The organism is Staphylococcus agnetis (assembly GCF_002901865.1).
Classification (GTDB): domain Bacteria; phylum Bacillota; class Bacilli; order Staphylococcales; family Staphylococcaceae; genus Staphylococcus; species Staphylococcus agnetis.
Genome location: NZ_PPQF01000056.1, coordinates 1 through 11,477 on the forward strand (window position 1 = coordinate 1; position 11,477 = coordinate 11,477).

20 protein-coding genes are annotated in these 11,477 nt (G+C 37.0%); all 20 read left to right on the forward strand.

Annotated elements, in window-relative coordinates:
- Positions 1 to 65: 65 nt before the first annotated feature.
- The 20 genes from CD172_RS08510 (at position 66) to CD172_RS08595 (ending at position 11,475) form a co-directional block, all read left to right on the forward strand.
- The gene (locus CD172_RS08510) at positions 66 to 263 is read left to right on the forward strand and encodes a hypothetical protein (RefSeq protein ID WP_103346088.1); all 198 of its coding nucleotides are present in this window, start codon (positions 66 to 68) and stop codon (positions 261 to 263) included.
- Between the two features lie 255 nt (positions 264 to 518).
- Positions 519 to 1,028 (forward strand): dUTP diphosphatase, encoded by a 510-nt coding sequence (locus CD172_RS08515; RefSeq protein ID WP_411755718.1) that lies wholly within the window; start codon positions 519 to 521, stop codon positions 1,026 to 1,028.
- 53 nt (positions 1,029 to 1,081) lie between these two features.
- The gene (locus CD172_RS08520) at positions 1,082 to 1,288 is read left to right on the forward strand and encodes a DUF7366 family protein (RefSeq protein ID WP_103346090.1); all 207 of its coding nucleotides are present in this window, start codon (positions 1,082 to 1,084) and stop codon (positions 1,286 to 1,288) included.
- A 121-nt stretch (positions 1,289 to 1,409) separates the two neighbouring features.
- A complete protein-coding gene (locus CD172_RS12740) occupies positions 1,410 to 1,559 on the forward strand; it encodes a hypothetical protein (protein WP_169925243.1) in 150 nt (49 codons plus the stop codon).
- The gene (locus CD172_RS08525; RefSeq protein ID WP_103346091.1) at positions 1,559 to 1,978 is read left to right on the forward strand and encodes a transcriptional regulator; all 420 of its coding nucleotides are present in this window, start codon (positions 1,559 to 1,561) and stop codon (positions 1,976 to 1,978) included. The genes CD172_RS12740 and CD172_RS08525 overlap by 1 nt, the downstream gene beginning before the upstream one ends.
- Positions 1,979 to 2,438: 460 nt before the next feature.
- Complete coding sequence (locus CD172_RS08530; RefSeq protein WP_103346092.1) at positions 2,439 to 2,933, forward strand: terminase small subunit; 495 nt, start codon at positions 2,439 to 2,441, stop codon at positions 2,931 to 2,933.
- A complete protein-coding gene (locus CD172_RS08535; RefSeq protein ID WP_103346093.1) occupies positions 2,926 to 4,149 on the forward strand; it encodes a PBSX family phage terminase large subunit in 1,224 nt (407 codons plus the stop codon). Before CD172_RS08530 ends, CD172_RS08535 begins: the two co-directional genes overlap by 8 nt.
- On the forward strand, positions 4,146 to 5,576 hold the full coding sequence (locus CD172_RS08540) for a phage portal protein (protein WP_103346094.1): 1,431 nt from the start codon (positions 4,146 to 4,148) through the stop codon (positions 5,574 to 5,576). Before CD172_RS08535 ends, CD172_RS08540 begins: the two co-directional genes overlap by 4 nt.
- Positions 5,539 to 6,492: a phage head morphogenesis protein gene (locus CD172_RS08545; protein ID WP_103346095.1), complete on the forward strand. Its 954-nt coding sequence runs from the start codon at positions 5,539 to 5,541 to the stop codon at positions 6,490 to 6,492. Before CD172_RS08540 ends, CD172_RS08545 begins: the two co-directional genes overlap by 38 nt.
- 1 nt (position 6,493) lies before the next feature.
- Positions 6,494 to 6,718, forward strand: coding sequence for a hypothetical protein (locus tag CD172_RS08550; protein ID WP_103346096.1), 225 nt, complete (start codon positions 6,494 to 6,496; stop codon positions 6,716 to 6,718).
- 106 nt (positions 6,719 to 6,824) lie between these two features.
- The gene (locus CD172_RS08555) at positions 6,825 to 7,409 is read left to right on the forward strand and encodes a DUF4355 domain-containing protein (RefSeq protein WP_103346097.1); all 585 of its coding nucleotides are present in this window, start codon (positions 6,825 to 6,827) and stop codon (positions 7,407 to 7,409) included.
- 16 nt (positions 7,410 to 7,425) lie between these two features.
- A complete protein-coding gene (locus tag CD172_RS08560; protein ID WP_103346098.1) occupies positions 7,426 to 8,361 on the forward strand; it encodes a phage major capsid protein in 936 nt (311 codons plus the stop codon).
- Complete coding sequence (locus CD172_RS12745; protein WP_165805170.1) at positions 8,354 to 8,497, forward strand: hypothetical protein; 144 nt, start codon at positions 8,354 to 8,356, stop codon at positions 8,495 to 8,497. Before CD172_RS08560 ends, CD172_RS12745 begins: the two co-directional genes overlap by 8 nt.
- Positions 8,498 to 8,502: 5 nt before the next feature.
- The gene (locus CD172_RS08565; protein WP_103346099.1) at positions 8,503 to 8,853 is read left to right on the forward strand and encodes a head-tail connector protein; all 351 of its coding nucleotides are present in this window, start codon (positions 8,503 to 8,505) and stop codon (positions 8,851 to 8,853) included.
- 10 nt (positions 8,854 to 8,863) lie between these two features.
- Positions 8,864 to 9,199, forward strand: a complete 336-nt coding sequence (locus CD172_RS08570; protein WP_103346100.1) for a phage head closure protein — start codon at positions 8,864 to 8,866, stop codon at positions 9,197 to 9,199.
- A complete protein-coding gene (locus CD172_RS08575) occupies positions 9,186 to 9,599 on the forward strand; it encodes an HK97-gp10 family putative phage morphogenesis protein (RefSeq protein ID WP_103346101.1) in 414 nt (137 codons plus the stop codon). The genes CD172_RS08570 and CD172_RS08575 overlap by 14 nt, the downstream gene beginning before the upstream one ends.
- 11 nt (positions 9,600 to 9,610) lie before the next feature.
- The gene (locus tag CD172_RS08580; protein ID WP_103346102.1) at positions 9,611 to 10,033 is read left to right on the forward strand and encodes a DUF3168 domain-containing protein; all 423 of its coding nucleotides are present in this window, start codon (positions 9,611 to 9,613) and stop codon (positions 10,031 to 10,033) included.
- Between the two features lie 3 nt (positions 10,034 to 10,036).
- The gene (locus tag CD172_RS08585) at positions 10,037 to 10,579 is read left to right on the forward strand and encodes a phage tail protein (protein WP_103346103.1); all 543 of its coding nucleotides are present in this window, start codon (positions 10,037 to 10,039) and stop codon (positions 10,577 to 10,579) included.
- A gap of 63 nt (positions 10,580 to 10,642) precedes the next feature.
- Complete coding sequence (locus CD172_RS08590; protein WP_103346104.1) at positions 10,643 to 11,146, forward strand: tail assembly chaperone; 504 nt, start codon at positions 10,643 to 10,645, stop codon at positions 11,144 to 11,146.
- Between the two features lie 50 nt (positions 11,147 to 11,196).
- Complete coding sequence (locus CD172_RS08595) at positions 11,197 to 11,475, forward strand: hypothetical protein (RefSeq protein WP_103346105.1); 279 nt, start codon at positions 11,197 to 11,199, stop codon at positions 11,473 to 11,475.
- The last annotated feature ends 2 nt before the right edge of the window (positions 11,476 to 11,477 follow it).

Below are 11,477 nucleotides of genomic sequence, written 5' to 3' on the forward strand. Positions count from 1 at the left end.
TAAGTGGGGCGGTAAAGTGCTAGGCTGTACTGTAGAAATTAGAACCTATGAGGAGGACGAGTAAGATGTATCCAGACTACTCATCAACGATTGTGCTAAAAAATAACAAAAAATTATTTAGTTTTTCCGACAGAACCGAAATTTTTAACAAACAAAGAAAGAATGATTCTATTGTAGGTTTTGATAAGAAATTTAACGAAGTTAAAATCTCATCTGAACAAATATTTAAAATTATTGACTTTGATATAAATAGAGACTTATAGGAGGACGAGTAAATGAATATATGGTTGTTTTTAGCTTTCTTTGTTATTTGGGTGTTTAAGGATCCTTATCTTAACCATCGCTTCGATAACAAGTACGTAGATGTCACTTTTGAATTTTTTTCTATGGAGCATAGCTGTATTGCTAATTTTCTCCGCATCTGATGGGTTAGAAATTTTAGCTGGCGTAACGTCTATTATAGCTATTGGTTTATTTTCTGAACTTAGAAAACTTAAAGATACTAGGGAGGACAAATAATGGATCAATTACAAATCAAATTATTATCGGAAAACGCAACATTACCAACACGTAATCATTCAACAGATGCTGGGTTTGATATTTACGCAGCAGAAACAGTAATACTCGAACCGCAAGAGAAAGCGTTAATTGCTACTGACATAGCTGTGAATATTCCAAAAGGATACGTTGGATTACTAACTAGTAGAAGTGGTGTGAGTAGCAGGACACATCTTGTGGTTGAGACAGGAAAAATTGATGCAGGGTTTCAAGGTCATATGCAGATTAATATTAAGAATGACCATGAAGATAACAAAGGAGAAACAATCTTTAAACGAGATTTGAAAGACAAAATAATTATAGAAGATGAACGACATTTGTATAAACAAGGTACTTATGTAATCAACAAAGGCGAAAAACTTGCACAGTTAGTTATTGTGCCTATCGTTACAGCAGAGTTACAGGAAGTGGAGAAATTTGACGATGTATCAGCAAGAGGAGAAAAAGGGTTCGGATCATCAGGAATCTAGTAGTAAAGACGTACTGCAACGAATTAAGGAATTACTTAATAAGGAGTGATGGTGTGTTAAAATTACCAGAAAAATATACAAAGGCAGTTAGAGATTATAAACAGAAATCTAAAGAGGATAAAGAAGAGTTTGATAAAGAGATAATAAAACTTGCAAGGGAAGAAAGTCCTTTAATGAGAAGTATGACTGATGAACAGATTGTGTATTGGTTCAGAAAAGTTGTGAATGCGGTAGATACTAGAACGGATAATAAGGAGTAATCAAATGAAATATTTAAGAGTGGTATTACACACTGTAGTAACGATTCTGATTTATGAAGGTGCTAAGGCATTGATGAATGATATGTACCTACAAGATGAAGTTGATACGGAGGAATATTAGATGTGGTGGATTATATTGTTTATCGTATACACATTATTACTTGTAGGATTTATCGCAGAAAATGCACAGCTTAAAGGGAAGTTAGAGGCTAGGGAATACGAAAAACGAGTGTTAGAGAGTAGATTAAGACACTTTGAGGGGGACGATTAATGGCTTTAAGGAAGTCGACTGTAATTTATTTAGAAGGAGAATTACGTCAGTACCCTAATATAGATAAAGATATTAACAGAGTACGTGAAGAAGTGTTGAATCCATGGCAACCTACCGACGAGAATATTGGCGGAGGACGTTCTAGCGAAAATGTAAGTGTCACTGAAATTAAAGCGACACGTGTTGTTAACGATAGACGATTGGCACAGTTGACACGAGTGAAAGTAGCGATTGAGATTGTATACAATAGCACCACAGATGAGGGGCGTAAGTTGATGGATTTATATTACTTCACTAAACCACGTACACTTAATTTAACTGGGGTAGCGGATAGCATACACATATCTAAGTCAACAGCTTATAACTTGCGCAAAGGGATACTGAATATGTTGGCTGACGAGTTAGGATTAATACATTAAGGTTTGGAAAAAGGTTGGAAAAATAGCGTCACTTAAAAGGTTATAATGTTAATGTGCTTAATATATAGGTACCACGACTACCTAATTAGTAAGCACTGCGATGACGACATTTTCCCTCCTTTCAAAATTGTGGTTTCATCTGTTTAGTGAAGTTGATTAGTAACTAAACTAGGCGTCCAGAGTAACTGGGCGTCTTACTTTATGCTGATATGAGTGTATAACCTATGTGTTTCACTCCGCTTATTAGGTGATTGGGCAAGCGTTTATCATGTATATGTTGCGTACCCGATTGCCTGACCGTCTATCCGTCGGGTAGGCGGTATACATTCATATGAGTGTAAAACTCAAATAGATTAGAGTAAAACATAATCAATTAGGCGCTGTTACCCTTTGCAGCGTCTTTTTTATATTTAAATTTATAGAGTAATTAACGTAAAGGCGTGTGATACAGTGAAAAGAATTGATTAAATTAACACCGAAACAAGAGAAATTTGTCTTAGGACTCATAGAAGGCAAGAGCCAACGCAAAGCCTATATTGACGCAGGGTATTCGACTAAAGGTAAGAGCGAAAAGGATATCGATGTATTAGCTAGCCGTGTAGCTAAAAACGGCAAGGTTTGTACAAGGTACGAAGAATTGCGTCAAGAGGTAGCCGAACAATCAAAATGGACACGCCAAAAGGCTTTTGAAGAGTATGAGTGGTTAAAAAATGTAGCTAAAAACGACATTAATGACAAAGGTTTGAAGAAATCATCTGCTGACGCATTTGTGGCTGGTTTAGATGGTATGAATAGAATGATGTTAGGTAATGAAAAACTAGCTAATAAGAAGATTGAAACAGAAATCAAAATGCTCGAAAAGAAAATTGAACAAATTGATAAAGGTGATTCTGGCACTGAAGATAAGATACGTCAGTTGCATAACGCTATAACGGATGTGATTGGTGATGAGTAAGCTGAACAAACTCTATACAGATAAGCAGATAGAAATCTTGAGAGAAACGCAAAAGAGAGATTGGTTTATGCTCATTAATCACGGTGCTAAACGTACAGGTAAGACAATATTAAACAACGACTTATTCTTGCGTGAATTAATGCGTGTACGTGATATTGCAGACAAAGAAGGTGTTGAGAGGCCTCAATACATTTTAGCAGGAGCAACATTAGGTACGATACAGAAGAACGTATTGATTGAACTTACAAATAAGTATGGATTAGAGTTCAACTTTGATAAGTACAACTCATTCACGTTGTTTGGTGTGCAAGTGGTACAAACAGGTCATAGCAAAGTAAGTGGCATTGGCGCTATACGTGGTATGACTGCGTACGGTGCATATATCAACGAGGCGTCACTAGCACATGAAGAAGTGTTTGACGAGATTAAATCACGTTGTAGCGGACTAGGCGCAAGGATATTAGTGGATACCAACCCCGACCACCCTGAGCATTGGTTGCTAAAAGATTATATAGAGAACACAGACCCTAAAGCTGGTATATTGAGTTATCAATATAAGCTCGATGACAACACATTCTTAAACGATAGATATAAAGAGTCTATTAAAGCGTCAACGCCGTCAGGAATGTTTTATGAAAGGAATATCAACGGTAAGTGGGTATCGGGCGACGGGGTTGTATATGCCGACTTTGATTTAAATCAGAATACCATTACCTATGATGATTTGATGAAAGTACCCATAAAAGAATATTTTGCTGGTGTCGACTGGGGCTTTGAACATTATGGATCTATCGTGTTATTAGGAAAAGGTATTGACGGTAATTTTTATTTTATCGAGGAACACGCTCACCAATTTAAGTTTATAGAGGACTGGGTGGACATAGCTAAAGGCATTGTTGCAAAGTATGGCAATATTAATTTCTATTGCGATACCGCCAGACCTGAACATATAACAGATTTTAGACGGCACGGATTAAGGGCCATAAATGCAGATAAAAGTAAGTTGTCAGGCATTGAAGAAATAGCTAAGTTATTCAAACAAAATAAATTATTTGTACTGTATGATCATATGGATAGATTTAAGAAAGAGATATACAAATATGTGTGGCACCCTACAAACGGAGAACCAATTAAAGAATTTGACGATGTGTTAGATTCATTGCGTTATGCCATATACACACATACTAAACCTGAGAGATTAAGGAGGGTAAGATAACGTTGTACAAGCTAATAGATGATATTAAGGCACAAGGTGTGCTGCCTAAACACATAGAGTCGTTAATTGAATCACATAAAGATGATAGAGAACGTATGGTAAACCTCTACAACAGATATAAGACGCACATTGATTATGTGCCTATATTCAAACGTAGTCCAATCGAGGAAAAAGAGGACTTTGAACGAGGTGGCAATGTTAGACGTTTAGATATATCTATAAACAATAAACTTAACAACTCGTTTGATAGCGAAATTGTAGACACACGTGTGGGTTACCTTCATGGTGTACCAATCACTTATGATTTAGACGAGAATTCGACAAAGAACGACAAACTAAAAAGTTTCCTTACTGATTTTACAATACGCAACAGTATTGATGATGAAGATTCAGAGATAGGTAAAATGGCTGCGATTTGCGGATACGGTGCAAGGCTAGCGTATATTGATAAAAATGGTGAAGTAAGGATAAAGAATATAGACCCATTTAACGTAGTATTTGCAGGCGACAGTATTTTAGAGCCTACTTATTCATTGCGTTATTTTTATGAAAAAGATGATGATAATGGAACAGAATACGTCTATGCAGAGTTTTATGATGACACTTACTATTATGTTTTTCGTGGTGAAGGTATAGATACCTTGCAAGAAGTGGGGCGTTATGAACATCTATTTGATTACAATCCGTTGTTTGGTGTACCTAACAATAAAGAAATGTTAGGTGACGCAGAGAAAGTAATTCATTTGATAGATGCCTACGACTTAACGATGAGTGATGCATCGAGTGAAATCAGTCAGACGCGTCTAGCATACCTTGTGTTACGTGGTATGGGTATGAGTGAAGAAATGATTCAAGAGACGCAAAAGAGTGGCGCATTTGAGCTGTTCGACAAGGATATGGATGTTAAATATCTAACTAAAGATGTAAACGATGGCATGATTGAGAATCATTTAGATCGTATTGAAAAAAACATCATGCGGTTCGCTAAGTCGGTCAACTTTAATTCCGATGAGTTTAACGGCAACGTTCCTATCATTGGTATGAAGTTAAAGTTAATGGCTTTAGAGAATAAATGCATGACCTTTGAACGTAAGATGACAGCGATGTTGAGGTATCAATTTAAGGTTATCTTGTCAGCGTTGAAACGTAAGGGTTATAACGTCGATGACGATAGCTATTTAGACATCATCTTTAAGTTCACACGTAATATACCAGTAAATAAACTCGAAGAATCACAGGTATTAATTAACTTGAGGGGTCAAGTGTCTGAACGTACTAGACTAGGGCAATCACAGTTAGTTGATGACGTTGATTATGAGTTAGATGAAATGGAACGAGACAACTTTGAAATGAATAGTAAATTGCCTGATATAAACGAGGGTGACGCTAATGGCAGAGCGCAAGATAACAAACCAGAAACAAATTGACGATTACATTGAACAACTAATTGCTAAGTCAGAAAAGCCGATAGAAGTGTTATTTGCTAAAAGATTGAAAGTTATCAATCAAGAATTAGCAGATATGTTTGAAAAGTACCAATCAGATGACCCTCATGTGACGTGGACAGAATTTAATAAATACAATCGTTTGAATAAAGAGCTTGTACGCATCGGAGAAATGATAACTGAAGATTATAACAAAGTAGCTAAATCTATTAAACAGACTCAACATAATGCTTACATCGAGAAGTATATGATGAGTCTTTATTTGTATGAAATGGCTAGTCAATCGTCAATGCGGTTTGATGTACCTACAGCTTCTGTGATTAACAAAGCAATAGAGCAACCGATAGAGTTTATACGCTTAGTACCAACGTTACAAAAATATCGTAATGAGGTGCTTAAACGTATTCGCATACACATTACGCAAGGGATTATGAGTGGTGAGGGTTACTCTAAGATAGCCAAAGCTTTACGTGATGATTTGGGCATGGCTAAGGCTCAATCGTTGCGTGTGGCACGTGCAGAGGCGGGCAGAGCAATGTCACAAGCTGGATTAGACAGTGCAATAGTGGTTAAAGACAACGGATTTAAGATGAAAAAACGTTGGTCTGCTACGAAAGACACTCGCACACGTGACACTCATCGTCATTTAGACGGTCAGTCAGTGGATATAGACGACAACTTTAAATCTAGTGGGTGTGTGGGGCAAGCGCCACATCTATTTGTTGGTGTAGCAAGTGCCAAAGAGAATATTAACTGCCGTTGTAAGCTGTTGTATTACATTGACGAAGATGATTTACCTGGTGTAATGCGAGTACGTAATGATGATGGAACAACCGAAGTAATCCCACACATGACCTATCGTGAGTGGGAGAAGATGAAACGAAAAGGTGGTAAATAATATGGAACGTAATACAGTGAATATTGATTTAGTGGATTATAATGAATTGCTTATTAAAGCTAGAAAATACGATGAAATTAAACAAAAAGGATATACACCAGATTATGTTTTTCCTAAAGAAAGACCCGTTGTAAACATAAGAGTTAAAAATGAGGCAGATATTCCTGCTATTAAAACATATATTGAAGAAGAAAATGCAAAAAACGTTGATTTTGGACTTAAGTAGCTAGCACCTTACTGCTCGACCTAAAGTATGTCGTTAAACTGCTTTTTTATTATGCACTTTTCGGACTATTACGGTACGCAAAGGGCGAAAAAAGGAGCAATGATATATGAATGTCGAGGATATTAAGTCGTACTTTGAAGAGCATAAAGACGACAAAGACGTAAAAGAGTATCTAAGCGGACTTAAGACGGTGTCTGTTGATGACGTTAAAGGCTTTTTAGATACAGAAGAAGGTAAACGATTTATTCAACCTGAATTAGATCGTTACCACACAAAAGGTTTGGAGTCTTGGAAAGAGAAGAACCTTGAGAGCTTGATTGAGAAAGAAGTACAAAAACGCAATCCTGAACAATCAGAAGAACAAAAGCGAATTAGCGCACTTGAAAAAGAGCTAGAGAAACGTGACGCAGAGGCTAAACGCGAGAAGTTAAGAAGTTATGCATTAGGTAAAGCTCAAGAAATGAACCTACCATCATCATTGGTAGATAGATTCTTAGGTGATTCTGATGAAGATACTGAAGCGAATTTAAAAAGCCTTAAAGAAACTTTCGATAAGTATGTCAAAGAAGGCGTTGAGTCTAAATTTAAGTCAAGTGGGCGACATGTTCGAGAAGCGCAAGACAATGATGTTGACTTATCAAACGTTAAGTCAATTGAAGAAATGGCACGTGAAATTAATATCAGAAAATAAAGTGAGGTAATAAAATATGGCAACTCCAACGTACACTCCGGCTAATGTTATTTTGTCGGATTTTAAAAATGGTGTAATTCCAGCAGAACAAGGTTCATTAATCATGAAAGAAGTCATGGCGAATTCAGCTATCATGAAATTAGCTAAAAACGAGCCAATGACGGCGCAAAAGAAAAAGTTTACTTACTTAGCTAAAGGTGTAGGTGCTTACTGGGTTTCAGAAACTGAACGTATCCAAACATCTAAACCTGAATACGCTCAAGCAGAAATGGAAGCTAAGAAAATCGGTGTAATCATTCCTTTATCAAAAGAATTCTTAAAGTGGACTGCTAAAGATTTCTTTAACGAGGTTAAACCTTTAATTGCAGAAGCATTCTACAAAGCGTTTGACCAAGCTGTAATCTTTGGTACTAAGTCACCTTACAACACTTCAACTAGTGGTAAACCTCTTGTTACTGGTGCAGAAGAAAAAGGTAACGTTGTCACAGATACAAACGACTTATATGTAGACCTCTCTGCATTAATGGCAACAATTGAAGATGAAGAATTAGATCCTAACGGCGTATTAACTACACGTTCATTCCGTAGCAAGATGCGTAACGCATTAGATGCCAATAAACACCCTTTATTCGATGCGAATGGTAACGAAATTATGGGATTACCTTTATCTTACACAGGTGCTGATGTATTCGATAAGAAACAATCATTAGCATTAATGGGTGACTGGGATTATGCACGATACGGTATCTTGCAAGGTATTGAATATGCTATTTCTGAAGATGCAACGTTAACTACATTACAAGCATCTGATGCGTCAGACCAACCAGTGTCATTATTCGAACGTGATATGTTCGCATTACGCGCAACTATGCATATCGCTTACATGAATGTTAAACCTGAAGCTTTTGCAACGTTAAAGCCAAAAGATGTTGGGAGTGGTTTAGGTGTCTAATAAAGCAGAAGAAATTAAAGTTAAAAAAGATGATGACACTATCACAGTAACTAGAAAGGCATTTGAAGCATATTATAGCCACGTTGGTTACGAAGAAGTTAAAACACGACGTACGGCGTCTAAAAAGAGTGAGTGATAAGTATGGCTCTTTATGAAGATATTAAACTTCTTCTTAAGAAAAACGGTGTTGAAATCAAACCCGACGAAGAAGATTTATTCAAAATGGAAGTTGATGGAATACTAGAAGATGTTAGGGATGTAACTAACAATGATTTCATTAAAGACGGACAAATTGTTTATCCTTACCCAATCAAAAAATACGTTGCAGACGTACTAGAGTATTATCAACGACCTGAGGTTAAAAGAAATTTAAAATCTAGAAGCATGGGGACGGTGTCGTACACGTATAACGATGGCGTCCCTGATTATATTAGTGGCGTTTTAAATAGATATAAACGCGCTAAATTCCATGTTTTTAAATCATTAAGATAGGGGTGATGCTGTGTTTGATCCATACAACGAATTCCCACATACCATTTCGATAGGTTCTATCAAAAAGGTTGGGGAATATCCATATATAAAAGAGCGCTTTGTAAGCGAAAAACAAATTAACGGCTTTATGGACACACCTAGCACATCCGAACAACTTAAATTTCACCAAATGTCACAAGAATACGATAGAAACTTATATGTACCGTATGACTTGCCAATCGCTACCAATAATTTATTTGAATATGAGGGCAGAATCTACGGTATAGTAGGAGATTCCATTGACCAAGGTGGACAACACGAAATAAAAATGTACAGACTTAAACAGGCGCCTTATGGCAAAGGTTAAATTCGGTGCAGATTCAATAGTTGTCGACCTTGAAAAGTATTCTAAAGACATGGAGAAATGGGTTAAAAAAGGTATTGCTAAAACGACACTTAAGATTTACAACACAGCCGTTGCATTAGCTCCGGTAGATATGGGGTTTCTTAAAGAAAGTATCGACTATAAATTTACTGATGGTGGTTTATCAAGTGTTATTAGTGTAGGGGCAGACTACGCTATTTACGTTGAATTTGGCACAGGCATATACGCCACTGGACCAGGTGGTAGTCGTGCTAAAAAGATACCGTGGTTTTATGAAGATTTAGATGGTGAATGGCATATGACATATGGTCAAGTAGCACAACCTTTTTGGAATCCTGCAATTGACGCTGGCAGACAAACGTTTGAGCAATACTTTTCATAGAGGTGGTTAATATGTGGGTATCAGTTGAACCTGAACTTACAGTACAAATATATAAACGGTTGAAATCAAGCCCTATCATTAACAAATTCGTTGGTGATAGGGTTTTTGATGTAGTTCAAGAGGACGCTGTTTACCCATATATTATTGTGGGTGAATCTAACGTCACTAATAACGAATCAAGCGCTATGATGAGAGAAACAGTCGGTATTGTAATCCACGTATATTCTCAATTTGCCACACAATATGAGGCTAAATTAATCATTAGTGCAATTGGTTACGTTTTGAACAGAACTATAGACATAAACAATTACGAATTTCAATTCAGTCGTATTGAAAGCCAATCGGTATTCCCTGACATAGACAGGTTTACCAAGCACGGCACAATACGACTTTTATTTAAGTACAGACATAAAAAAAAGAATGAAGGAGTGTAATATATGGCGCAAAAAAGTTATTTAGCTGTAGTACGACCTGCCGACAGTAAATTAGATAAAGTAGACGCTTTATTACTTGCTGATTTACAAGAAGGCGGTTGGACTATTGAGAATGATTTAGCTGAAATTGTACGTGGCGGTAAGACGGATTATTCGTCTAATGCTACATCGGAAGAAATCAAATTGACAGTCGGGAATGTGCCTGGTGATCCTGGCATTGAAGCGTTAAAAGCAGCCGCTAAAAAAGGCGGTCAAGTGCGTATTTGGCTATATGAACGTGTTAAACGCAAGGACGGTAAATACCACGGTGTGTTCGCTTATAGCGTTCCTGAATCTTTCGAAATGTCATTTGATGATGAGGATAACAAAATTGAATTAACGCTTAAAATCAAATGGAATACTGCGGAAGGCACAGAAGATAACCTTCCACCTGAATGGTTCGAGGCTGCAGGCGCACCAACTGTTGAATACGAAAGCTTTGGTGAGTACGTCGGCACTTATGAAGAAAAACAAAAAGCAAGTGTTTCATCAGGTTTGGAAGTTTAACTCAATATTAGGGGGCATAAGCTCCCTATTTTTTTATACAAAAAATGAAAAGAGGTATTTATTTTGACTGAATTTAATCCGATTACGACACTAAATATTAATGATCAAGAAGTAGAAGCGAAAGCCACTTTCTTATTTGATAAAGTAGCTAAAAAGTTTGCGCAAGACAATGAAGATAAAGAGGGCAAAAAGGTTACTACACCTGGTTTTACTGCAATCTACAACGGCATTTTAGAGCGTGACACAGACGCTATTGCTGACTTTTGGGAATGCGCTACAGCTTATTTAGGAAAGAATGCGCCTAGCCGTGAAGAAATTGAGTCAGCTTTATTCAAAGTTATTGAGGCTAAACAAGACACGATTGAGTTATTACAAGGTGCTTTAGATGTGATGAATAACAGCGGTTTTTTCAAGCAAAAATCACGTCTGTTCTGGGTGCAAATGAACGAGGCTCCGAATATGGCGAAAGAAGACGACAAGGAGATGACCAAATCGGGCATCAAGTTCATGAAGGACAATTTCAAAGAAATCATGGGCTCAGAACCTTACTCGACTATTCAAAAGTAAGACAGCTAACCGGTAGATATATTGGTTATATACCTGAACAAGAGTTGCTTATGATGAGGCCAAGTGAATGGCGTGATTGGATTATAGGCAGTCAAGAGAAGTATTTAGACCAACGTATGCTGGGTGTAGAAGCAGCACAAGCAAATGGTCTTGTGCAAGCTGGGAAACCTCTTAAAAGGATTACTAAAGACATTGAAAAACAACGTTATGAAATACATGAACCTGGTAGTTATAGACGTATTCAACAAGCTAGATTAGAAAAAGAAAAACGTAGACGTGAATTGTTCAAAGAGGGTACAAGACGTTGGTTAGAACAGAAAGGAGGTTAACT